Here is a 25083-nt window from a genome sequence, read left to right on the forward strand (position 1 = left end):
AAATTATACACGTGGGCCATTCATAGCCGATAACATGTTACCATAAATTGCATTCAATGAAGATAGGTTCTTAGCCAACTTATTCACCTCTTCTTTAAACTGTTTCGAATCTTCCATCGATTCGTTGAAGTTTTGCATGGTAAGGGACAAGTTAGAGTAAAACTTGTTCATTGATTTTAGATGTGCACTAGAATCTTGTAATTCCAATTCGTACACTGCATTTAAGGCAGATAAGTTCTTAGCCAAATTATTTACCTGATCATGATAGGCTTGAGAATCTACATTACTCTCGCCCATGGCTTTCAGGTTTTTGGTTGCATTATCGAACGCCGAGCTTAAGCTGTCGAAACCGGCAGAAGCAGTTTTAACTTTACCTGTAAATTCATTAGTTGCAGTAGATGCGTCAGCCACATTTGAGATTGTTGCCACTTTATCGCCAAAAGTACGTAAGCCAGTACCTAAACTTTCGATTAATTCTGGGCCAATTTTAGCATCAGATAACATTTTATCTAAAGCAGCAGTATTAGATGCAGATGCAACACTTGCAACTGGTCTTGCAGATGCTTTTGGTAACTCACCATCAAAATCTGTTCTTAACTCTGGATATACTCTATCCCATGCTGGTTCTGGTTCTGGTGGGAAAAATCCGGTTAAAAAGAAAAGGAAAGCTTCCACTCCTAAGCCAAGCCCGATCATATAGTTACCTAAGATTCCTCCGATGTGAAGAATTTTAAATAACGCTCCGATAATTACAATACTTGCTCCCCATGAAATCGCTACGTGTAACCAGCCTGGTTGTTTTTTTGCTGCCATAAAATTTTGATGTTTTTCTTTAAGTTTCTAGATTGTTTGGTTTAGTTTCTTAAGTCGGTGCCAGGGTAAGACGAAACACATCTAAAACCGATGTATGATCGCTGCGTATCTTGGTATTCGTAGGTTGATACCGCGTTTTGCAGAAAATAACCAGTGTCTTTCCAAGAACCGCCTTTTACCACTTTCCTTTTAAGGTATTTGCTGTCGTTCGGACCCGCAACATAGGTAAAGTTGGGGTTCAAATCGTGAAGTAATGGTGATGCACTTTTATTGTATGCTGTCATTGTCCATTCGGATACATTTCCAGACATGTTATACAAACCATAGTCGTTAGGGAAGTAAGATCTTACACCAACAGTGTAAATACCACCATCACTAGAATAATCGCCACGGCCTGGTTTAAAATTAGCTTGTAGACAGCCCTTAGTGTTTCTAATATAAGGACCGCCCCAAGGATATTTTGTTTTAGTGTTACCACCTCTTGCAGCATATTCGAATTCTGTTTCTGCAGGCAATCTATAATCAGACCTCGATCCCACCGGCATTTTTCTCGCTTGCGCAACACCGTCGTAAAGGCGGGTTCTCCAATGAGAGAAGGCCTTAGCCTGTTCCCAGCTTACACCCACAACCGGGTAATCATCATAAGAAGGGTGGTTATAGTAAGCCCGAACCATGGGATCATTTTGCGAATATGAATAGTCTGTTTTCCAAACCATTGTATCTGGATAAATGGCAATGGTATAACGATCAATATAATCTTGGCGCTTGCTATTAGGATCTTTATGGCCAATTGCAGCCTTATCCATATTTAACTCAGCGTAGGTATATTCAAATTTACGAACGTCGAATTCCTTCTTTCCCGGAAGGGCATCTAAGCCAGAATAATACATTCCATCTAACTGAGCAGCTTGCGCTCCTGCACCATTCTTACCTTTATTTCTCCAGATGTTTGCACCATTAGGTCCAACTTTTTTCCAATCGATATATTTCTCACCGCCAACAGCCGCTGCAGCATTACCTTTTGGTGTAATCATAAACTGCTGAGGATTGCCCATCATGGCCACAGCAATAGAATCCCTAACCCAATTTGTAAACTGACGATACTCTGCGTTTGAAATTTCTGTTTGATCCATGAAGAACGCACTTATGGTCGTCATTCTGCTGGGTGCGTTCTGAGAGAAAGTAATATCCTCATCAGACCCGCCGAGTGGTGTATGGCCTGGTGGAATATAAACCATACCCAAAGGGATTCTGTTATTCTTGAATTTTCGGTTATAAGAACCCACTAACTCACCTTGGCCACCATGACCGCAACTCGCTAGCAATACAGTTATACCCACAATAGCTAGAAGGTAGATTTTCTTCATATTTTTTATAGTGTGCAAAGCACGATTAGGAGCAATTTTATCAAAAATCATTGAAATTATCAACAATTGCAAATATTTTTAGTTAAATCGTTTGTATTGGATGTAAAATGCTGGTTTATAGGAAATCACATCTGCATAATCTTGTTACAAATAAAGCGTAACTCTGTTATAACAGCAAAGTTACGCTTTTATTGTGTTGACTAAAAAAAAATTATTAAATGTATTATTTATTAGATGTCTTGATATAGTTCTCAATAGCCATCGTCATTGAAGGAACTCCAGGGGTTGGAGCCGCGATATCTACAATCAGATCCATCTCAGTGCATGCCTTACTTGTATTAGTACCAAAAGCGGCAATACGGGTATTATTTTGTTTAAAATCTGGAAAGTTTTTAAATAATGATTGTATGCTTGATGGACTAAAAAAGGCAATTACATCATAAAAAACTTCTGCCAAGTCAGATAAATCACTTACCACCGTTCTAAATAAAACGGCAGGTGTAAAATCGTATCCGCTTTTCTCAAGAAACTTCATCGTATCTTCCGTAGCAACATCAGAACAAGGATATAAAAATTTCTCGTTGGCGTGTTTTTTAAGCACCTCCGCTAAGTCTGCAGCAGTCTGTTTTCCGAAAAAAATCTTACGTTTCCGGTATTGAATATATTTTTGAAGATACAAAGCTATCGTTTCAGACAGACAGAAATATTTTAAGTCTGCTGGTACGTCATAACGCATTTCCTCGCAGATGCGAAAGAAGTGATCTGCAGCATTACGGCTAGTAAAAATAACCGCTGTAAAATCAGCCAAGTTAATCTTGTCTTTTCTGAAGTCTCTCGCGGGGACGCCTTCAACATGGATAAATGACCGAAAATCAACCTTCAGGTTGTGTTTTTTAGCCAAATCGTAATAAGGAGATTTTTCCGTTTCAGGTTTTGGTAATGTTACCAAAATACTTTTCACTTTGCGAATTCTGGAGTCGTTCTTTTCTTGCATTTTCCTTGTCCGTGCTACAATCCTATCGTTTTAATTAATATCAAAATAGGACATATTTCGAGGGCGCAAAAGTACAGAAATAAATGCATTTTAGAAAACTTATTATTAGAAAGAATTGTAACCCCCGCTCTAAGCAATTGGAAAGCAAATATGATACCTAATAATAAGAATGCCAGCCCGATATAAATTACGCCGTATTTTAAAGGGGATAGCGCAAAGGCTACCACTAGAGGGATGAAAAGCAATGAAGCATTAAAGTAACTGAGGTATAAAATAGAGATGTATTCACCAACTGGTTTTTGAACATTAAATAAGTAACCAAGAAATCTGAGGATGATTAATTTTAGCGCATAAAAAACAATTATCGTAAGTGAGATGGTAAAGAAAAATCTAAATCCATGTTTGGCCTGATACATGTCATAATATTGCGCCACAAGGAAAAAAAACATCCCCAAAATAAAACCAAACTGAATAAATAATAAAAGAAAAGGCCAAGAGCTAAACAGGTTGTCTTCTTTATTAATATTGTTTAATATGCGATTGCTAAAAAAAGACTGCACAATAGCTGACAATTGCTTATAGAACGCATTCTTAAGTATCGCAAAGATGACAAGCATGGCGAAAATGAAGCCTAGCAAACCTACATTTCCTTTGGGGATGAGTTTGCCTATTTGGTAGGGATTAGCCTTTTTTTTATACCCGGCATATTTTTGTTGCCAGGCCCTCAAATCTAATTTAGGGAAGAGAAATTCTCGTTCAACACTATCCAATAGTGCATTTTTATTAATTGCACTGTCTGGCAAGACCCAGCTATGGCGAATTATAGAATCAGTAACGAACAGTTGTCGGGCTCGTGTAGCAGAATCTAACCGAAAACGCTTATAACGATATTGACTTACAGCTACCACACTATCTTTTGCGGCTACATCTTCCTGCGCATGCAGATTAAACGCAAAAAATATAGTCATCAAGAAAAAGAAAATATGCTTCATCATTGCTTTAATCGGTAGCGGAAACACAAAAATAGCTGAATATTCGTTCTTTACCTAAATAAAAAACGGGTTTGATTAATTGGATAGAGGTGACCTTGCGCAATAACTTACTCCGTAATACCGCAACTGCTTAAGATTTGCGCTGTCTTTTCTATTGTTGCTTTATCAGGCCAAATAACCTTTAGAATGCCAGTATAATTCAACTCTGAATTTATATGAAGAAATGAAAAGTCTCTACATGCCCATAACATTCGCTAACTTTGTATTTTAAACTTTATGCGATTAAGCCATACAATTAGTTTACTGCGGCAGATACTTTATTTTATTTGCAGGCAAACAAAACTAAGTAACAATTTGCTCGCATCTTGCTTAAGATAAATGCTTTATTCTTTATCAAAACATGCCTGGTATCTACGTACATATTCCATTTTGTAAAAAAGCTTGTCATTATTGTGATTTCCATTTCAGCACATCACTTCAATATGCTGATGAAATGGTTAATGCCATTTGCAAAGAAATTTTGATGAAAAAAGATAGAATTACTGGGTCTTTAGACAGTGTTTATTTTGGCGGAGGGACGCCTTCCATCCTATCGTTGCAAGCATTGCAGAAAATTTTCGACACCATTGACAAGGCCTTCTCGGTAAACCAAGATGCCGAAATTACCATAGAAGCAAATCCAGACGATTTAACGGCTGCGAAGTTGCATGAGTTAAAGCAACTTCCTGTAAACCGGTTTAGCATTGGGATTCAATCTTTCTATGAGGAAGATTTGATCTGGATGAATAGAGCACACAATGCTAACGAGGCTGAAAGCTGCATCAAAAGAAGTCAGGATGCTGGATTTGAAAATCTTTCTATCGATTTGATTTATGGCTTTCCTTTACTTACTGATGAAAAATGGTTAAATAACATAGCAAAGGCAATCACTTTGCAGGTACCCCATATATCTGCTTATGCTTTAACCGTAGAGCCCAGAACGGCGCTTGCACATGCGATTAAAAACAAACATCAAACCCCCGTAAGTGATCAACAAAGTGCAGGACAGTTCGAATTATTGATGGCAAAACTTGAAACGGCTGGTTTTGAACACTACGAAATATCTAACTTTGCGATTCCTGGCCATTATGCGGTTCACAATACCAATTACTGGCGGGGTATACCATATCTCGGAATCGGACCCTCGGCGCACGGTTTTGACGGAAGGAATAGGTTCATGAATCCAGCGAACAATGCGGCCTACCTCAACTCACTTTCACACGATAAACTACCTGAAGTAATTGAAGAACTCACTAACAATGATAGATTTAATGAATATATGATGACATCCTTGAGGACGATGTGGGGTATTGATTTAGAAAAAATTAGGAGCGATTTTGGCGAAATGTTTTATGAGGAAACTATCAAAAACATCAATAGCCTAAACAACGATGGGTGGCTTTTAAAATCAGAGAAAAAAATAAAGTTGAGTGCCGATGGCAAATTATTTGCCGATCACATTGCATCTTCATTATTCATTGTAGATAATTTAAACTAGGGCTAGCGCCAGGGCGCATAATGCTAACAAATATTAAAAGATATGTCTAAAATTATATGGATTACGGGTGCATCCTCGGGAATTGGTGAGGCATTGGTTTACCAATATTTCAAGTCTGGAGATAAGCTTATTATCTCCGGACGCAACCGCGACGAACTCTTTAGGGTTAAAAGCAATTGTCAAAACTCTTTTAATGTTCACGTATTTCCGTTTGATTTAAGTGAAACAGCTATTTTGCAACAAAAAGCAGCAGATGCGGTTAAGATTTTTGGGAAAATAGACGTTTTGATTAATGCTGGCGGTGTAAGTCAGCGAAGTTTAATGCTAGATACCAATCTGGAAACAGAACAACGGATAATGAATACCAACTTTTGGGGCACTTCCGTATTGAGCAAATCAGTTTTACCTGGTATGATGGAAAATGGCTCTGGACACATTGTGGTTATAAGTAGCCTGGTAGGTAAGTTTGGCACTAAATTAAGGTCGGCCTATGCTGCATCTAAGCATGCACTTCATGGCTATTTTGATTCTTTACGTTCAGAGATTGTTGATCAAAACATCCACATCACAATAGTTTGCCCAGGTTTTATCAAAACTAATGTTTCTATAAATGCTCTAGTAGGAGATGGAAGTAACCAAGGCGTTATGGACAACGCACAGGAAAACGGAATGTCGGCAATGGAGTGTGCAAAGCAAATTGTAACCGCCCTTAATCAAAAAAAAGAAGAGGTTTACATCGGTGGAAAAGAAACCAAGGCAGTATGGTTAAAAAGATTTTTCCCGAGATATTTTTCTAAACGTATTAAAAATGCCCAGGTAACTTAAGCCCTTAAAACGATAGAGCCATGCTTAAAAGTTAAATTACTTTTAGGCTTTTTTTGTCTAAAATGATTCTCAATGGTTCAGCGAAACTGTTAGTTGTTTACGAGATTAATAAATTAATTTACTAATATTCAATGTGTTAAAGAAATTTATCATACTAAGAAATCCAAAGGTACTCGCACCGTCGTAAATGCAGTCAAATAACAGAAACATTAAAAATAGAAATAATGAAAAAATTAATCTTATCTGCAATTGCCGTTGTAACATTGGCATTTACATCACAAGTTTACGCACAAAAAAATCCGATGGTGGGTGGTGCAGCTATGTACGCTACGAAAGACATCGTTGATAATGCGGTAAATTCTAAAGACCATACTACATTAGTTGCCGCTGTTAAAGCTGCTGGATTGGTTGAAACTCTTAAAGGCGACGGGCCGTTCACCGTATTCGCGCCTACAAATGCTGCTTTCGATAAGTTACCTGCCGGAACAGTAGAAACATTGGTTAAACCAGAAAACAAAGCAATGCTTACTACAATATTAACCTATCATGTTGTTGCTGGAAAAATGGGTAGTAAAGAAATTGCCGCAGCGATTAAAGCTGGTGGCGGCAAGGCTGAATTAACTACAGTTCAAGGAGGTAAATTAACTGCTTCAATGTCTGGTAAGAAATTAATTTTAACAGACGAAAAAGGTGGTATGAGTACAGTTACCATTGCTGATGTTAATCAAAAAAATGGCGTTATCCACGTAATTGACACCGTATTAATGCCAAACTAGTATTTAACAGATGGGCAAGCTCTAGAGAATTGGCGCAGCTTTTAAATTTTAATCCTCATTAGATTAAGAACAAGACATCAATCACGTCCCGGATGATTTCAACTTAACGTTTCTACTTTATTGTAGGAACGTTTTTCGTTTAGGGATGTGGCTATCGGAAATGTCAACCATTCTTCACCTTTTGTAAAATTAACACGCAGTAGCTTATAAGTGTTTAGATTTGCAACCCAGGAAACTTGCTACCTGTGATTTTAAAAGAGAATTATCTTTAATCAATAACTACCATGCATCCCAATATTTTAAAAATTCAGGCAAACATTGCACCTTTAAGGCAGCAGATTGTCGACCATAAAGTTTATGCAGCGATAAGCGAATTGGAAGATCTACAAGTTTTTATGGAGCATCACATTTTTGCCGTCTGGGATTTTATGTCGCTACTGAAATCCTTGCAAATTAATCTAACATGTACCACATTGCCCTGGTTTCCGGTAGGTGATGCTGTTACTCGCCAGCTCATAAATGAGATTGTTGCAGGAGAAGAAAGTGATGTAGATGCGAATGGAAATATTAAAAGTCATTTTGAACTGTATCTTGATGCCATGCAGCAATGCGGCGCTGATACAAGGCCGATTAATAACTTCCTTATATCTTTACAAAAAGGAAGAGACTTCGATCAGGCATTCGAGTTGGCGGAAGTACCATCTGCGGCAAGAGTTTTTGTAAAATCTACTTTTGATACCATAAATAGTGGAAAAACTTATCTCCAGGCAGCCAGTTTCACTTTCGGAAGGGAAGATTTAATCCCTAACATGTTCTACAGTATTGTTAATGATTTAAATAGTACGCAGCCTGAAAAGGTGTCTATCTTCAAATACTATTTAGAGCGTCACATTGAGGTAGATGGCGATCACCACAGTCATCTGGCTTTATCAATGACAGAAAAGCTTTGTGAGAAAGACGAGGCGTTTTGGGTGCAAGCAGAAGAGACAACTAAAAAAGCACTACAAAACAGAATCGAACTTTGGGATGCGGCTTATGATGAAATCATGAAAAATAAAGTGATGGCCTAGTTTCGTTATTGTTAGTTTATTGTTAATTTTAAATTACGTGATTTGCGTCACATTTATCTCCCGCTTTCCATTTTGTAAAATAAAATTTACATTTTTGTTGTTCGGGATAAATAGCCGATTTAAAAAATGAGTTTCATTCTAAAACCTGTTGATATCGTTGAGAGCATAACTCCAGAAGATTTCAAGAAAAATTATTTGAAAACAAAACGTCCGTTGGTGATAAGAGGCTTAACAAAAGATTGGCCGGCCAGAGAAAAGTGGACGACAGAATATTTAAAAGAAATTGGCGGAGACTTAGAGGTGCCTCTTTATGATAATTCAAAGGCAGATCCTTCTAAACCGATTAATGCTGCAACAGCGCACATGAAATTTGGCGATTACCTGGATTTGATTAAGCGTGAGCCTACCGAATTGCGTATCTTCTTCTTTAACCTCTTCAAAAAAGTGCCTAGTCTTATTAACGACATTAAAATACCTAAGGCTTTAATGGGCGGCTTTATCGAAAGTATGCCGGCTATGTTTTTTGGGGGTTCTAACTCGGTAACTTTTTTACATTATGATATTGATCTGCCACATATTTTCCACACGCATTTTGGCGGCAGAAAACATATAATTCTATTTGATTATAAGTGGAAAGACAGGTTATATTGTCTACCAAATGCAACCTATGCTTTAGAGGATTATAAAGTAGACAATCCAGATTTCGAGAAATTTCCCGCCTTGAAAGGTGTTGAGGGTTATGAAGTATTTCTGGAACATGGCGACACCTTGTTTATGCCAACCGGTATGTGGCACTGGATGAAATATGTAGATGGTTCTTTTTCATTGAGTTTAAGAGCTTGGGATCAATCCATCAGTCGCAAAGTCGCCAGTGTATGGAGTTTATTTAGACATGGCGCTGTAGATAGCTTAATCAAGATGGCTTTCAAAGAAAAATATGCCCATTGGAGAGAGAAAAAAGCAGTTGTTATTGCCGAAAAAGCCATGCGAAGTGGCAGTCCGAAATAAGAAATTATTTTAAGCAATATAATTAAGTTTTGTAAACCAATTACAGCGGGGCATCGGTTACGGTAGTCCCGCTTTTTGTTGGGAGATTTTTATCAGTAACCCCCAGAAGGAAACTTTTAGTATTTCTCGATGGCGGTCAGGTAGATAATTTTGATGAATGTTAACATCAAAAGTAAATCTACGAGATCTTAAAAATTACAGCGACAAAATTGGCATGGATTATTCGCAAAGCGACATTAAAAACTAGATTGTTTACAAACTAATACCTAATCAATCGATAACATAACAAAGTCCTTTTAATGATTTATTCGCGGCTCTTTCATAACCGATTATTACAGCCATTTAAACAAATAGTCCTTGTCAAATGCAATTTCAAATCTGTCTAAAAATCCGAGGTACTCTTCTTTAAACGAAACTTTCTTGTGGTGTTGTTTTTGGTTTTGAATATAGTTGATCACATTGCCGAGTTGGCTGTGACTGTACGAAAAAGCGCCAAAGCCTTCTTGCCATTTAAAATTAAACCTCGAAAATTGTTTTTCATTGATGAATGTATTAGACGCCTTTTTAATTTCTCTTACTAAATCTGAAAGATTACAAGTTGGCCGCATTCCAATTAATATGTGAATGTGATCTGGCATTCCGTTGATTGAAATCAATTTTTGGTTTTTATTTTGAATAATGCCTGCTATGTATTTATATAATTCATCTTCCCACGAAAAATCAATTAGTGGATTGCGGTTCTGGACTGCAAATACAATTTGGATATAAATTTGCGAATAGGTATTTGCCATATTTTGAGCTTTAATTGTAGAATGTTTAAATATCTATCTATAACAAACTGAATATACTAAAAAAATATATCTGCAGTATGTTTCGGTGAGATACAAATTATCCCAGAGGGATAACATTTCTATAGAATTTGAATAACAAGATTCGACCCCAGCCGGGGTCGCAAAAATCATTATCGAAAATTAAGCTATAAATGTTTGTCCTCGATGAGGTCGTAGAATGGCTTAGGTATCTAAATTAGAACAGTATGATATGACCACATTATGTTTATAGCCGCAAAAAACAACTTCAGGGTCGACATTATCCCGGAGGGATAAAAACTTGATAAGAAAATATACGACCCCAATAGGGGTCGCTCAAATCATGATCCAAAATTTAGCTATACATGTTTGATCTCGATGAGGTCGTAGAATGGCTTAAGTATCTATATTGGAATAGATAAATTAGAACAGAATGATATGACCACATTATGTTTATAGCCGCAAAAAACAAATTCAAGGTCAACATTATCCTGAAGGGATAAAAACTTGATAAGAAAATATACGACCCCAGCCGGGGTCGCACAAATCATTATCCAAAATTTAGCTATAGATGTTTGACCTCGCGGAGGTCGTATAATGGCTTAGGTATCTCAAGTATAGCAGATAAATTTTAATTAGATTGCATAATCATGTCAAGTTGATAGCTTCAATGAACTTCTTTAGACTATACATTATCCCATAGGGATAACATTTCTATAAAATTTGAATAACAAGATTCGACCCCAGCCGGGGTCGCACAAATCATTATCGAAAATTAAGCTATAAATGTTTGACCTCGATGAGGTCGTAGAATGGCCTAGGTATCTATATTGGAATAGATAAATTAGAACAGAATGATATGACCACATTATGTTTATAGCCGCAAAAAACAACTTCAGGGTCGACATTATCCCGGAGGGATAAAAACTTGATAAGAAAATATACGACCCCAATAGGGGTCGCTCAAATCATGATCCAAAATTTAGCTATACATGTTTGATCTCGATGAGGTCGTATGATGGCCTAGGTATCCATATTGGAATAGATAAATTAGAACGGAATGATATGATCACATTATGTTTATAGCGGCAAAAAACAGTTTCAGGGTCGACATTATCCCGGAGGGATAACATCCTTATAAAAACTTGATAAGAAATATACGACCCCAGCCGGGGTCGCACAAATCATTATCCAAAATTTAGCTATAGATGTTTGACCTCTACGAGGTCATATAACTTAGCTATCTCAATTGTAGTAGTAAATAGATTAGAACAGAATGTATGATCATATCATGTTTATAGCTTCTTTAGGCCATACATTATTATAGAGGGATAACATATCTATAAAATTTAAATAACAAAGATTCGACCCCGCCGGGGTCGCATAAACATCATCCACAACTTAGCTACATAGATTAGACCTCTTTGAGGTCGTAGGTTGGCTCAGAGAGCTCAATTTTGGTAAGTAGATCAGAACAAAATTGCACTATCATATCATCTTTATAGTCACAACAAATAAAATAAGCTCAACATTATCCCAAAGGGATAACATCACTATAAAAAATCTGAATAACAAAGATTCGACCCCGCCGGGGTCGCACAAATCATCATCCAAAATTTGGCTATAAACATTTCGCCTCTCTGAAATCAAATGACTACCGCAAGCTTGCTAAGTTTTATTCCTGACTATTAAATGTATATCGCTATTAGTCTACCAGGCTTTCTGATTATCCCATCCGCATAAATAGATAAAGCACTGTTTTGCGTAATAGATAGTAATTTCAAGTGACTATAATTCTACTAAAATTCAGTATAAATCCAATGTTAAGAATCAAGCCACCCTAAATCAAGATTTGTAACTGTATAATTTATAAATTCGCATTAAATGGAAATCGACAAACTATCTGAAAAACAAAAAATGCTTGCTGGGAAAGCATACCAAGCCGGCGACGCAGAGCTCTCGAAAGAGCGTTTAAAAGCCAGAGAAATCATTTTTGAATTTAACAACCTTGCCCCTAAGTTTATCAAACAGCGCAAAGAATTAATAAAACGACTATTTGGTAAAACCGAAAAGATGTTTTATATCGAACCGCCATTTAGATGTGACTATGGCTATAATATAGAAATTGGAGATAACTTCTACGCCAACTTTAACTTGGTGATATTAGACTGTGCAAAAGTAACCATCGGGAATAACGTTTTTATTGGCCCAAATGTCGCCATTTATACTGCCGGCCATCCTATACACGCCCATTTAAGAGATCAGGAATATGAATGGGCACAAGAAATTTCAATTGGAAACAGCGTATGGATTGGCGGAAATGTGGTTATCAACCCAGGAGTTAAAATAGGATCGAACGTTGTGATTGGCTCGGGAAGTGTCGTTACCAAAGATATCCCAGACGATGTTTTTGCTGCCGGAAACCCATGCAAAATCATAAGACAACTAACTGATGTTGATAAGGAATATTATTATAAAGATTTTAAACTTGGGGAATAAGTGTTTAGCTCGAGTGGTCTACAATCACCTTCCATTCGTTCTTAATTTTTTTAAATAGTAGCGTAAAATATCCCTGTGGTTCGTCGGCCTCTCGCTTTAAATGCCAACTTCCTAATACAAACGCAACATCTTTATTTAGAAAATCAACCTTTTTAATGCCGAATGTTAAGATCCCCATTCCATCCTTACCTACATATGTTTTCTTATAATTATCCAGGGTCTTTTGCCATCCATAAGTTGGTCCGTTGCTACCCACAAACAGTAGACTATCGCTTTTAATATATCCCTGCATAAATTCTTCCAAATCACCTTTATTCCAAGCTTTACGCTGGGTTTCCAACACATTTAAAATGGCTTGTTTGTCTTGTGCAGTTTGTGCAAAGACAACTATGCTTGATAGGAAAATAAGGCATGAAAGAAATAGTTTTTTCATTGGATGAAGATTAAACTTGATGATCAATTAAACTAAATTAAATATAATTTTATTAAACAATTGATATAATTTGTTTCTTTACAGCTTAGCTAAAAGTATATGGGCAAAAGTGTAACATCAATTGGCGAAATTTTATGGGATGTTTTACCAACAGGAAGAAAACCTGGTGGATCGAGTATGAATGTGGCCTTACATCTTCATAAGCAGGGTCTAACCAGCAATTTTATAAGCGCAGTAGGTAATGATGAGCCAGGAACAGATTTGCTAGATTTTCTGCTGAGCCAACAATTTAGCACGTCGCTCATACAAACCAATAACCTACCAACAAGCACTGTTGAGGTAACTCTTGATGAAAAACAGCAAGCTACTTACACTATTGTAGAATCTGTAGCATGGGATGCTATAACCTTAACGCGGGAAGCTATTGAAGCGGTAAAACAGGCCGATGCTTTGGTTTATTGCAGCCTCACTTGCAGAAATGAAATTAGCAAAAACACAATACTGGGCCTTTTGCAAGACGCTAAACTTAAAATTTTCGACATTAATCTTCGTCCGCCTTTTTACGATATTGAAACTTTACAAGCTCTACTTGCAGCAGCTGATATTTTAAAAGTAAACGAACATGAGATTGTTTATTTAAGAACAGAACTTAACCTCACAGGAAATAACGACGAACAGATACTGAAGCAAATCAGCAACCGATTCAACATCGAAACCATATGCTTAACATTGGGAGAAAATGGCGCATCTGTGTTGCATGAGGGGAAGCTTTACCACCATAAAGGTTATGCGGTTAAGGTTGCAGATACCGTAGGCGCCGGAGACTCCTTTCTAGCCACCTTTATCTCAAGCTATCTGCAAGGTTTCCCAATGGATACCATTCTAGACAGAGCTTGTAAAGTTGGCGCATTTGTGGCCTCGCAGCCAGGTGCAAATCCAAGCTATGGCGATGAAGTGTTTCTTTAATTCTATATTTGCTATGGTCTCAGCTATTTAAACACAACTTCGGTTGCCCCATAGCCAAACTTTTCTTTTCTGGCATCCATATAGGTTTTAACATGCGGGTTCTTACTTATCAATTTATGAATTTTATCACGCAGTGTTCCATTTCCAGAACCGTGAATAAAAATCATTTTATCGAAGTGATGCACTACGGCAGCATCTATGGCAGTTTGGAAATGGTTTAACTGAATCTGCAACATCTCATCAGGTTCCAAAAAGTGATGGTCGTCTCTTAGCTTTTCGATGTGAAGATCGATTTCTTTTGCCGGCATTGTTACCGTTTTCTTCTCCCCTGGCGATTTAAAAAAACTTTCTTTTAGTTTTTGGGCATCAATGGTGATGGGCGCCAAGTCATCCAAACGAATAAGCCAACCGGTATTTTTCAATTGCGGCAGCGATATCTGCGCTGTAGAGAAATCTTTAGCCCTAAATTTTTTATGCAGTACCAACGGATCTACCGGTTTTGTATCCGTATTGGTAAAGAATAATATTTGGAAAGCAAACTCCGGCCAGATATCCAGATCTGCCAAGGAGGCTGAATAAATAAGGACAGATTGATGGGCAGCAACAATGCCGTGGTAAACACCTGCATACTTTTCCTTTCTAACTGTTGTAAGTGTTGTCAAAAGTATGTTCGAAGAGTGGTTCTGCAAATGGAAATGCACAACATTTCCTGCTTTCTGGTCTGTAGCTACGGCTAAATAAATGCCATTTGCTAAAGCACTTACCGAAGGAATATTTACCTGTATTGGCTTTGGTGAATCTACTTCTTCTGCAACAACGCCATGTCCATGTACTGAAGTTAAATTACTTATCGCCACGGGTATTTCAAAACCATCATCATCGGTAACACCAAGTGTTTGTGCATCGATAACTTTAGTCACATAACCCTCACGTTTTTCATCAACAAAACGAACAAAATCTCCTAACTTAAATTTCATATTCCTCTAATCGCAAATGGGTTTTAAAATCTATTTCAAATTACAAGTAGCTTAGACTACTGATTAATGTCTTGTATCGTTACCATGGAAAATACTTAAATAACTTTCGTAGCGAGAGATGGCAATCTCTTCTGTTTCCACAGCGGCCATTACGGCACAACCTGGCTCGTTAATGTGCCTGCAATTGTTGAACTTGCATTGATGAGAAGTTCTAAAAATCTCTGGAAAAAAGTGTCCCAGCTCTTCTTTTTCAATATCGATGATGCCTAATTCTCTTATACCCGGCGTGTCTACAATGAAACCACCCTGTGGCAGCTCGAACATTTCTGCAAAAGTGGTGGTGTGCTGCCCTTTATCGCTCCAATCAGACACCTCTCCTGTGCGCAGCTCCCGATCAGGTAATAGTGCGTTAATTAAACTGGATTTTCCTACACCTGAATGACCAGATATTAAAGTGATTTTATTCGCAATAAGATCCTGAACAATGGGAATATTGAATCCTTTGAGCGCAGATACCTCATAAGTGGGATAGCCGATTTTTTCGTAAATAGCCTTAAACTCTTCTAAGATTTCCAACCCTTCTTTGCTAAACAAATCAAGTTTGTTGAATACTAAAACAGCCGGCACATCGTAAGCTTCTGCCGTAACTAAAAATCGATCGATAAAGCCTAGGGAAGTTCTTGGCGATGCCAGCGTAACCAGCAAGATGGCCATATCTAAGTTGGCAGCCAAAATTTGGGCCTGCTTACTAAGGTTGATGGATTTGCGAATGATGTAATTTTTTCTGGGCAATAATTCATTTATCAGGCCTTGGTTGCTGCCTTTTTCTAAATCGAATTTAACACGATCGCCAACAGCAATTGGATTGGTGGTTTTAATACCTTTGATTCTAAACTTACCTACAATTCGACAATCGTAACGTTCGCCGCTATCGGCTAAAACATTGTACCAACTTCCTGTAGATTTAATAACTAAGCCCTGCATATTTGTAGCAAAGGTATTAATTACGATTGGAAAAGGCTGTAATATGATAATCCTAAAAACAGAGGTGATATTTCGACCGAAGCAGGTTTAGCTCGTTGTTTTTTTAGCCCAAGAAATTACTACAATAACTGTTTTAAACCCGACAGCCGCGGCAGCCCCGAAATGTAATGAATGGCTATAGCAAATGGCGGGGCTGTAGTAACCGAAAAAGAACAGGTTTTGCTTTTCAAATTTTTTAAATTGGCGTTAACAACATTCAAATCTGCACTGCATTGCGCATTAAACAGTTAAGCAATTTTGCTATCTTTGCAGCCTGATGAAACAAAACTACGCCAATCTTATTGCTGTTAAATTTCTTTAACCCTGTCTCGTCATCCTTTTTTTACCCAAAATTTTATTATGCTTAACCCTGAAATAGAAAAACGTAAAACCTTTGCCATAATTAGTCACCCCGATGCGGGAAAAACCACGCTTACAGAAAAGTTTCTGCTTTTTGGTGGCGCTATTAATACGGCGGGTGCGGTAAAGCGGAATAAGGCCAACCAAAGTAATACTTCAGACTTTATGGAGATTGAGAAACAGCGTGGCATCTCGGTGGCGACTTCGGTAATGGGTTTTGAATATAGCGGCAAGCGCATTAACATTTTAGATACACCAGGGCACAAAGATTTTGCTGAGGATACCTATAGAACGCTATCGGCTGTGGATAGTGTTATTTTGGTGGTAGATTGCGTTAAGGGTGTAGAGGAACAAACGGAAAAACTGATGTCGGTTTGCCGTATGCGGAACACTCCGGTTATCATTTTCATCAATAAGATGGATCGTGAGGGTAAGGAAGCCTATGATTTGTTAGATGAAATTGAGGAAAAATTAAATATTAGTTTATGCCCGCTTTCGTGGCCGATTGGACAAGGACATACTTTTAAAGGTGTATATAGCATTTATAACAAGCATTTAAACTTATTCAATTCTGATAAAACCAAAGTGACCGATTCGGTTGTAGCGGCTAATGATTTGAACGATCCATCGTTACTTAATTATCTAAAAGACAACGAAATTAATACGTTAAAAGATGATGTTGAGTTGGTTGATGGTATTTACGGCAAAATAGATAAGGATTTATATACTGATGGCTTGGTTGCGCCAGTGTTTTTTGGAAGTGCCATTAACAATTTTGGGATAAAAGAGTTGTTAGATACGTTTATAGACATTGCGCCATCGCCACGACACCGTGAGGCCGAAGAGCGTGATGTTTTGGTAGACGAAAAAAACTTTAGTGGCTTTGTATTTAAAATCCATGCCAATTTAGACCCTAAACACCGCGACAGAATTGCTTTCTTACGCATTTGCTCTGGCAAATTTGAACGAAATAAATTTTATTACCACACCCGCCAGGATAAGAAACTGAAATTTTCTAACCCGATGGATTTTATGGCCAATGAGAAAAGCATTGTAGAAGAGGCTTGGCCAGGTGATGTAGTTGGTTTATACGATAGCGGAAACTTTAAAATTGGTGATACTTTAACTGAAGGTGAAAAATTACAGTTTAAGGGAATCCCAAGTTTCTCTCCTTCTATTTTTAAAGAGGTTGAGAACATGGACCCAATGCGCACCAAACAATTAGAAAAAGGGATTGAACAACTTACTGATGAAGGGGTAGCGCAGCTATTTGTGATGCAACCCGGAAACAGGAAAGTAATTGGCGCTGTAGGCGAGCTCCAGTTTGAGGTAATTAACTTCCGTTTAGAGCATGAGTATGGTGCAAAGTGTAGGTTTCGGACCCTAAGCTACACACGTTCTAGCTGGGTAACATCAACAGATAAAAAGAAGTTGGATGAGTTTGTAAAACGCAAGCAACAACATATCGGGTTCGATAAGGAAGCTAATCCGGTTTATTTATCTGATAGCGACTACATGATCAACTTAACTAAGCAAGATTACCCGGATATTGATTTCCATAAAACGAGCGAGTTTAAGTAACATCAGCGCAAGAAAAAGGCTTTTTTCCTGTTGATTTTTCTGGATATTGGTTATTTGCACTTGCTAAACGCTTACTTATTTTGTGAGCAAAGGATCTAGGCGCAAGCATTTTTATACATTCCCTGAAACCTAACATTGCTATTTCTAGCTCTTAATTTTTAATACGGGTGATTTTTGGAAGTTTGGTGTTCAAAGATTACGTCAATACGGTCGAAATGACGACTTTATTAGACCGTTTTGACTTAAACGCGGCGGGAATGGAGGAATCTTTTAAGGTGTTACACAAACCCGAAGATTTCTTCACTAAAAGCGAGTACAGGTACAATCCTCGCTGACTGATAAACCTGTAAGTTTTTTTGATTTGAACCACAGCATTCGGTTTTATAAACCTGATTGATGTGGAAATACTTTTTGGTATGCAAAACGCCAAAGATTAGCATTTAGTGCCGTAGCAGCGGCTGCCATGGCTTGCCACAACGCTATTGCAAAAAGATTGAAACGAAAGCAGGGCCAAGATAACCTATGGACAACTGTCCCTGCTTTCTAAAAAATTTACTTCAACTTAGCTAAAGCCGCTTTTATCCGCGGCAACATGTCTTTAATATCTTGCAACGTACAAGCACCTACCGAGGCTCTAAACCATGGCATGCTGTGCTCGTTTCCAAACGCGGAGAATGGAACTAATGCAGCACCGGCTTCTTTTATAAGGTAGAAATTTACGTCGGCACTGTCTTTTAAAAGGTGCCCATCTGAGGTAGTTTTTCCGATGTAGTCAATTTTAATGGTTAGATAAATGGCACCCATTGGCTCAACTGCATCTACGTTAAAACCTTGGGCTTTTAAATCTGTAAAACCTTTGTAAAGCGCATTTAAACTGTCTTGAATCTGCCTTTTGAAATCGGTTAAGAAACGATCGACTTGTGGTTTATCGTTAAAGTAGTTAGACATGGCAACTTGTTCGGCTTTTGGCGCCCAAGCACCCATATGGCCCACTAAAGCTTTCATTCTGTTAATAATATCTTCTGGTCCGAAACCCCAGCCCACACGAACGCCCGTAGCTGCAAGGCATTTAGAGCTGCCATCTACAAAAACCGTAAATTCTCTCATAGTTGGGCGTAAAGAAACCGGGTTTACATGTTCCTTGCCGAATGTAAGTAGTGAGTAAATCTGATCGTACATGAGGTATAACGGTTTTTCATCCGCTCCGCGGGATGCGTTTTCTTCTAAAACGGCATCGCAGATTTCGGCAAGTGCTTCTGCATCGAACATGGTGCCAGTTGGATTTAATGGCGAACATAAAGCCAAAAGCGTGGCTCCTTTTAACTGAGGTTTGAGCTGCGCTGCAGTAGGCATGAAATTATGTTCTGCATCGGTTTCTACCGCAACCGCCTTTGCAGATGTAAGGTGGCAATAGTGGTTGTTGTTCCATGATGGAGCCGGAAAAACTACGGTATCGCCGGGATCTATTAATGCCAAATAGGTGGCATATATTAACGGACGGGAACCGCCTGAAACCAAAATACTGTTTGTGTTGTAGTCTAAATCGAACCGATCTTTAAGTAAGTTTGATACCGTTTCTCTCAACTGCAAAACACCATCTGCTGGTGGATAATTGGTTTGGTTGGCGTGATAGGCATCTACAATCCCGGCTTTAAGCTCCTTAGGAATAGGGTAAATGTTAGCATCGAAGTCGCCAATGGTAAGGTTGGCAATAGATGCACCTTTGCGTTTCATCTCATTAACCTCATTACCAATTTTTATTATTTCTGAGCCAATTAATGAACTGGCTAATACTGAAACTTTCATATTATGATATTAAATCTGCTATTGCTTTATTCACTTTTTCGAAACCAAACTGAGTTAAGGTTTGCTGCATTGCTGTGGTGATTTCCTTATTCATTAAATTGCCAATAGTACCTTCATGCGTATGTTTTACTTCGTACATGGGCTTAAAAGTACCTTTTTCTATCTGCTCACCAACTGCTTTGTAAGCATCTCTAAAAGGCATTCCGTTTAGCGCAAGGTCGTTTACTACTTCTACACTAAATAAGTAATCGTATTTTTTGTCTTTCAGAATATCATCTTTAATGCTGATGTTTTGCAGCATAAAAGTAGCGATTTCTAAACATTCGTTAAGTGAGGTGATGGCGGGGAAAAGGTTCTCTTTAAGCAATTGCAAATCGCGGTGGTAGCCTGATGGCAGATTGGTAATCATCATGGCAATTTCATTTGGCAAAGCCTGTATTTTGTTGCAACGCGAACGGATCAGCTCAAAAACATCTGGGTTCTTTTTATGCGGCATAATGCTGCTGCCCGTAGTTAATTCTGATGGAAAACTGATGAAACCGAAGTTCTGGTTGATGAACAGACAAACATCCATGGCCATTTTTGCTAACGTTGCCGCAACCGAAGACATGGCTTGAGCTAAAATGCGCTCTGTTTTTCCACGGCCCATTTGTGCGTACACTACGTTGTAATTTAAACTTTCGAAACCTAACAATTGAGTGGTTAAGGTTCTGTTTAGCGGAAATGAAGAGCCATAACCCGCAGCCGAGCCTAATGGGTTTTTGTTCGTGATTTTCCAGGCGGCAAGCATCAGCTCCATATCATCGGCTAAGCTTTCGGCATAAGCCCCAAACCACAAACCAAATGATGAAGGCATGGCGATCTGCAAGTGCGTATAACCCGGTAATAGTTTACTTTTGTGCTCTTCGCTCAATTGAATAAGCTGATTAAATAAAGTTTCGGTATTGCCAACCATTTCTGCTATACAGCTACGGAAATAGAGTTTTAAATCTACCAGTACCTGGTCGTTACGTGAGCGTCCGCTATGGATTTTCTTTCCTGCTTCGCCAATGCGCTGCGTTAGCAGCCATTCTACCTGCGAGTGTACATCTTCTACGCTATCCTCGATAACAAAATTGCCTTCTTCAATCTCTTGGTAAATTTGTTTTAAAGCCGCCTGAACTTCTACTAATTCTTCGGCAGTCAGTAAATTGATGGTTTCTAGCATTTGTGTGTGCGCTAAAGAACCCAACACATCAAACTTTGCCATTTGCAGGTCGAGCTCGCGGTCTTTCCCTACGGTAAAGTTTTCTACAAATTGGTTTACATCAATATTTTTCTGCCAAATCTTCATTTTAATTTACGATTTTAGAATTACGACTTACGATTTGCCGCTAATTTAAGTTTTATTTCTGGCCATTCGCTTTTAAGGATACCATAAAATACCGTATTACGAATAAACCCATTGGCAATTTTCATGTGTTGCCTTAACGTTCCTTCTTCTGTGGCGCCTAGTTTTAATATCGCTCTGCGTGATTGTACATTTCTTTCATCAGCTTTGAGCTCAATTCTGTTTAAGCCCAAAGTTTCAAATCCATAGTTCAGGATTTCATATTTCATGGCTTTGTTTAAACCTGAACCTTGATATTTCTTACCTATCCACGTCCAGCCGATTTGCCCGCGTTCATCTTTCCAACTAATTTCTGCCAAACGTGTACAGCCTGCTACATTGCCTGTTGCAACATCGATAATAACCCAAACTGCACAAATTCCAATTTCTCTATCTTTTATTGCGGATTGGATGTATTGATGCAGGTTTTCTTTAATGCTTAAATCTTTTAATCCGTAAATCCACAAGGCTGTTTCCTGCGCAATGGGCCAAAGTAATGCTTCATCGCTTTCTTGCAGTGGGCGAAGAATTACTCTTTCGTTTTGTAGGGTTGGGGATAGGTTGTGGTTGATCATTTTAATTACTTACGCCGATAATTAGTGCGTCATATTCAACTCGATTGGGTTTTGTATTGAGAAAAAATCTAACGCTTTAAGATTGCTTCGTTCCTCGCAATGACGAGCAGCCTAGACAATCAATCTAAAGTCTAAAATCCCAGCACCGGTTTCAACATTGCAATATAGCCCTCAACACCTTCAGCAACTTCTCTTACATAGATAAACTCATCGGCCATGTGCGAGCGACCAGAAAAACCTGGTCCACACTTTAACGATGGAATAGACAACAAAGCTTGATCTGATGTTGTTGGCGACCCGTAAGTGTTTTTTCCCAAAGCAATACCCGAAACAACAATTGGGTGGTTTTTATCTATCGATGATGGTTTTAAACGTACCGATCGAGGTTTTACTTCGCAGCTCACGTGTTGCTTAATAATTTCTACCACTTCTTCGTTGGTATAGGCATCGGTTACCCGAACATCAACCGTGAAGGTACAATTGGCCGGTACTACATTGTGTTGCGAGCCAGCATTAATAATTGTCACAGTCATTTTTACCGGGCCAAAAACCTCAGATACCTTTGGAAATTGATAAGTGCAGAACCATTCGATATCTGGCAAAGCCTTGTAAATGGCATTTTCGCCTTCTTCACGGGCGGCATGTCCAGCCTTTCCGTGGGCGGTACAGTCGATAACCAGCAAGCCTTTCTCGGCAATAGCCAAATGCATTTCTGTAGGTTCGCCAACAATTGCAAATTCCAATTCGCCCAAATCCGGAATAACCAATTCTAAACCATCATTTCCAGAAATTTCTTCTTCGGCCGTTGCCGCCAAACAGATGTTATATTTTAAATTCTTTTGGTCGTAGAAATATAAAAATGTTCCGATTAACGATACCAAACAACCTCCGGCATCGTTACTGCCTAGACCAAACAACTTATCGCCTTCAATGGCAGCATCATAAGGGTCGCGGGTGTAGCCAGAATTTGGCTTAACGGTATCGTGGTGCGAGTTGAGCAGTACCGTAGGTTTACTGGCATCGAAATGCTTGTTGTAAGCCCAAACATTATTCAATTTGCGATGGGTTTTCACGCCATGCTCTGCTAAAAACTGCGCAATTAAACTTGCTGTTCTATCTTCTTCTTTACTAAAAGACTGGATGCGGATTAATGCACGCAATAAATCAGTACTTTCTTTAATTAGTTTTTCAATCATTTTTTAGTATCAAGTAGCGAGTATCAAGATTTGAGACAAAGGCGCTAAACTTTTTCCTTTCTTTAGTCTTTGGTCTTTTAGCTTCGGTCTTTCAGTCCTAAACCTTCTGCCTTCCAGCCTTCCACCTCTTTAGTCTTTGGTCTTTTAGCTTTTGTCTTTTAACCTTCCTTCGTGTAAAGGCCGCCTGCTTTCAAAGCCGAAAGTTTAATGCCTTTAATTAGCGAAGAGCTAAAACCATTATGCTCCATTTCATTTAAGCCGGCAATGGTACAACCTTTCGGCGAAGTTACTTTATCTATTTCGGTTTCTGGATGCGTTTGGTTTAACAATAACAAATCGGCGGCTCCTTTGGCTGTTTGTACAGCCATTTTTAACGCATCGTGCGCATGGAAACCAATTTCTACCCCACCTTGCGACGCGGCCCTGATGCTACGCAAAAAGAACGCGATGCCGCAAGCACATAAGGCTGTTGCCGAAGTCATCAAATCTTCTTGAATGGTAACCACCGCGCCAACAGTTTCAAAAAGCGTTACCACTTCGTTCAAATTCTCATCGGTAGCATTATCGGTAGCAATGCAAGTCATGCTTTGGCCTATAGAAATTGCTGTATTGGGCATTGCCCTAATTACCTGCACATTTTCGCCTAATTCTTTACGAACATCGGCACAGCTTACGCCAGAAACTACCGAAACAAATAACTGTTGCTGCGCATTTACCGCAGGCTGTAGCTGCGTTAAAACCTTCTTTAATTGTTGCGGCAAAACGGCCAAAACCACAATCGAGGCACCATCAATAGCAGCTAGATTATCTTCGCTCACGGCAAAGCCCGCGGCAACTTCTTCAGTCATTAACTTTACGTTCCTGCGTGTAAGGGTAATATCTTCTGCCTTGCAGTAATTTTTCTTCACCAAACCTTTCGCTAAAGAAAGGCCAATGTTTCCGCTGCCGATAATGGTTATTTTTTTCATTTTATTTTATTTACACCGATACCAGAAATCCACTATCGGAGGTTGTTGAGTTTGTCGATTTTATTTCTAGAAAAGCAGTAGCAGTAGTTCTTTTTATTGTTCGCCCTGCTATTCGCTTTACTTCGTTGCACTTCGTGTTCGCTGCTATCAGGTTTAGAAAAAACAGCCCGTGCTATTCACCCCCAAGCCTGGCAAATTCCGTCATTGCGAGGCACCACCGCGATGCAGCTAAAAAGTAAACCAATCTGCCAACTATAGTAAGAAACCGCTACCGCTTTAAGATTGCTTCGTACCTCGCAATGACGAAACGCTTACCTATTTTAACAACTTCGTCCCAAAGGTACCCTTTTCTATCTCCGCCAACTCATCGGCTTTGCCAATATAAACGGCCGCTAAACCTTTATTAATAGCCTCAAAAGCATTGTGCAGTTTAGGGATCATGCCACCAGCTACCGTTCCATCTGCCTTTAAACCTTCAAACTCATGCGCCCTAATTTCTCTTACCACTGTTGCATCATCATTTACGTCTTTTAATACGCCCTTTTTTTCAAAGCAATATACCAATCGCGTTTCATATAACGATGACATTGCCACCGCCACCGCCGAGGCTATGGTATCGGCATTGGTATTTAATAACTGTGTATCTCCATCGTGGGTAATGGCACATAAAACCGGAGTTAAACCTGCATTTAACAGACTATCCAACATGGTTGAAGACACAGAATTTTCGTCTAAATCGCCAACGAAACCATAATCAATTTCCTTAACTGCCCTCTTTCTAGCTTTAATGATATTTCCATCAGCGCCCGTTAAACCAATGGCATTATTGCCTTTTGCCTGCAGTTGCGCAACCATATTTTTATTAATTAAGCCCGCATACACCATGGTTACAATGCGCAAGCTTTCAATATCGGTAATCCGTCTGCCGTCTACCATTTTAGCTTCAACGCCCAAGCTTTCACCAAGCTCGGTAGCAATTTTACCACCACCGTGAACTAAAATTTTATCGCCAGGTAAGGCTGTAAAATCCAATAAAAACTGGTGCAGGTTTTCGGAATTATCAATAACGTTTCCGCCTATTTTAATGATGGTTAGGTGTTTCATATTCATATTTTCGTCATTGCGAGGCACGAAGCAAT

Annotated in this window: 22 protein-coding genes; 8 read left to right on the forward strand and 14 right to left on the reverse strand. The window is 38.7% G+C overall.

All coding sequences use genetic code 11. The annotated features are described in order from the left end of the window. Window positions 1-3: 3 nt before the first annotated feature. The 4 genes from porL to OQ268_RS16025 form a co-directional block, all read right to left on the reverse strand. Complete coding sequence (porL, locus tag OQ268_RS16010; protein WP_265857590.1) at window positions 4-813, reverse strand: type IX secretion system motor protein PorL/GldL; 810 nt, start codon at window positions 811-813, stop codon at window positions 4-6. A 41-nt stretch (window positions 814-854) separates the two neighbouring features. Further along, complete coding sequence (porK, locus tag OQ268_RS16015; protein WP_265857592.1) at window positions 855-2180, reverse strand: T9SS ring complex lipoprotein PorK/GldK; 1326 nt, start codon at window positions 2178-2180, stop codon at window positions 855-857. A 223-nt stretch (window positions 2181-2403) separates the two neighbouring features. Further along, entirely contained in the window at window positions 2404-3174 is a 771-nt protein-coding gene (locus tag OQ268_RS16020) for a uroporphyrinogen-III synthase (RefSeq protein WP_265857594.1), read from the reverse strand. Between the two features lie 14 nt (window positions 3175-3188). Next, a complete protein-coding gene (locus OQ268_RS16025; RefSeq protein ID WP_265857596.1) occupies window positions 3189-4169 on the reverse strand; it encodes a DUF4271 domain-containing protein in 981 nt (326 codons plus the stop codon). A gap of 397 nt (window positions 4170-4566) precedes the next feature. On the opposite strand from OQ268_RS16025, the gene hemW reads away from it, so the two are divergent. From hemW to OQ268_RS16050, 5 genes are all read left to right on the forward strand, one after another. Beyond that, the gene (gene hemW, locus OQ268_RS16030) at window positions 4567-5703 is read left to right on the forward strand and encodes a radical SAM family heme chaperone HemW (protein WP_265857598.1); all 1137 of its coding nucleotides are present in this window, start codon (window positions 4567-4569) and stop codon (window positions 5701-5703) included. 42 nt (window positions 5704-5745) lie between these two features. Continuing rightward, window positions 5746-6528, forward strand: a complete 783-nt coding sequence (locus OQ268_RS16035; protein WP_265857600.1) for an SDR family oxidoreductase — start codon at window positions 5746-5748, stop codon at window positions 6526-6528. A gap of 224 nt (window positions 6529-6752) precedes the next feature. After that, a complete protein-coding gene (locus tag OQ268_RS16040; RefSeq protein ID WP_265857602.1) occupies window positions 6753-7304 on the forward strand; it encodes a fasciclin domain-containing protein in 552 nt (183 codons plus the stop codon). Between the two features lie 284 nt (window positions 7305-7588). Continuing rightward, entirely contained in the window at window positions 7589-8374 is a 786-nt protein-coding gene (locus OQ268_RS16045; RefSeq protein WP_265857604.1) for a DUF3050 domain-containing protein, read from the forward strand. Window positions 8375-8500: 126 nt separating this feature from the next. Continuing rightward, a complete protein-coding gene (locus tag OQ268_RS16050; protein ID WP_265857606.1) occupies window positions 8501-9382 on the forward strand; it encodes a cupin-like domain-containing protein in 882 nt (293 codons plus the stop codon). Window positions 9383-9714: 332 nt separating this feature from the next. Here OQ268_RS16050 and tnpA read toward each other — a convergent pair whose 3' ends face one another. Continuing rightward, the gene (gene tnpA / locus OQ268_RS16055) at window positions 9715-10173 is read right to left on the reverse strand and encodes an IS200/IS605 family transposase (protein ID WP_265857607.1); all 459 of its coding nucleotides are present in this window, start codon (window positions 10171-10173) and stop codon (window positions 9715-9717) included. 1902 nt (window positions 10174-12075) lie between these two features. On the opposite strand from tnpA, the gene OQ268_RS16060 reads away from it, so the two are divergent. Then, complete coding sequence (locus OQ268_RS16060; RefSeq protein WP_265857609.1) at window positions 12076-12690, forward strand: sugar O-acetyltransferase; 615 nt, start codon at window positions 12076-12078, stop codon at window positions 12688-12690. A gap of 4 nt (window positions 12691-12694) precedes the next feature. On the opposite strand, the gene OQ268_RS16065 is transcribed toward OQ268_RS16060, so the two are convergent. Further along, window positions 12695-13123 carry a YybH family protein gene (locus OQ268_RS16065; RefSeq protein WP_265857611.1) on the reverse strand — a complete coding sequence of 143 codons (429 nt, stop codon included), beginning with the start codon at window positions 13121-13123 and terminating at the stop codon, window positions 12695-12697. A gap of 99 nt (window positions 13124-13222) precedes the next feature. On the opposite strand from OQ268_RS16065, the gene OQ268_RS16070 reads away from it, so the two are divergent. After that, the gene (locus OQ268_RS16070) at window positions 13223-14089 is read left to right on the forward strand and encodes a carbohydrate kinase family protein (protein ID WP_265857613.1); all 867 of its coding nucleotides are present in this window, start codon (window positions 13223-13225) and stop codon (window positions 14087-14089) included. A gap of 23 nt (window positions 14090-14112) precedes the next feature. Here OQ268_RS16070 and OQ268_RS16075 read toward each other — a convergent pair whose 3' ends face one another. Together OQ268_RS16075 and rsgA are read right to left on the reverse strand one after the other, a co-directional pair. After that, complete coding sequence (locus tag OQ268_RS16075; RefSeq protein WP_265857615.1) at window positions 14113-15066, reverse strand: Smr/MutS family protein; 954 nt, start codon at window positions 15064-15066, stop codon at window positions 14113-14115. A 63-nt stretch (window positions 15067-15129) separates the two neighbouring features. Then, complete coding sequence (gene rsgA / locus OQ268_RS16080) at window positions 15130-16050, reverse strand: ribosome small subunit-dependent GTPase A (protein WP_265857617.1); 921 nt, start codon at window positions 16048-16050, stop codon at window positions 15130-15132. Window positions 16051-16449: 399 nt separating this feature from the next. Between rsgA and OQ268_RS16085 the strand changes: the two genes are divergently transcribed. Further along, window positions 16450-18030 (forward strand): peptide chain release factor 3, encoded by a 1581-nt coding sequence (locus OQ268_RS16085; RefSeq protein WP_265857619.1) that lies wholly within the window; start codon window positions 16450-16452, stop codon window positions 18028-18030. Between the two features lie 552 nt (window positions 18031-18582). Here the strand turns inward: OQ268_RS16085 and OQ268_RS16090 are convergent. The 6 genes from OQ268_RS16090 to argB all read right to left on the reverse strand — a co-directional run bounded on the left by OQ268_RS16090 (window position 18583) and on the right by argB (window position 25048). Further along, window positions 18583-19836, reverse strand: a complete 1254-nt coding sequence (locus tag OQ268_RS16090) for a pyridoxal phosphate-dependent aminotransferase (RefSeq protein WP_265857621.1) — start codon at window positions 19834-19836, stop codon at window positions 18583-18585. 1 nt (window position 19837) lies between these two features. After that, a complete protein-coding gene (gene argH / locus OQ268_RS16095) occupies window positions 19838-21169 on the reverse strand; it encodes an argininosuccinate lyase (protein WP_265857623.1) in 1332 nt (443 codons plus the stop codon). Between the two features lie 20 nt (window positions 21170-21189). Further along, complete coding sequence (locus tag OQ268_RS16100) at window positions 21190-21780, reverse strand: GNAT family N-acetyltransferase (RefSeq protein ID WP_265857625.1); 591 nt, start codon at window positions 21778-21780, stop codon at window positions 21190-21192. A 131-nt stretch (window positions 21781-21911) separates the two neighbouring features. Next, the gene (locus tag OQ268_RS16105) at window positions 21912-22976 is read right to left on the reverse strand and encodes a M20 family metallo-hydrolase (protein WP_265857627.1); all 1065 of its coding nucleotides are present in this window, start codon (window positions 22974-22976) and stop codon (window positions 21912-21914) included. A gap of 158 nt (window positions 22977-23134) precedes the next feature. After that, the gene (gene proC, locus OQ268_RS16110; RefSeq protein WP_265857629.1) at window positions 23135-23944 is read right to left on the reverse strand and encodes a pyrroline-5-carboxylate reductase; all 810 of its coding nucleotides are present in this window, start codon (window positions 23942-23944) and stop codon (window positions 23135-23137) included. Window positions 23945-24259: 315 nt separating this feature from the next. Then, window positions 24260-25048 (reverse strand): acetylglutamate kinase, encoded by a 789-nt coding sequence (argB, locus tag OQ268_RS16115; protein ID WP_265857630.1) that lies wholly within the window; start codon window positions 25046-25048, stop codon window positions 24260-24262. Window positions 25049-25083: the final 35 nt, after the last annotated feature.

The organism is Pedobacter sandarakinus, assembly GCF_026240095.1.
Lineage (GTDB): Bacteria > Bacteroidota > Bacteroidia > Sphingobacteriales > Sphingobacteriaceae > Pedobacter > Pedobacter sandarakinus.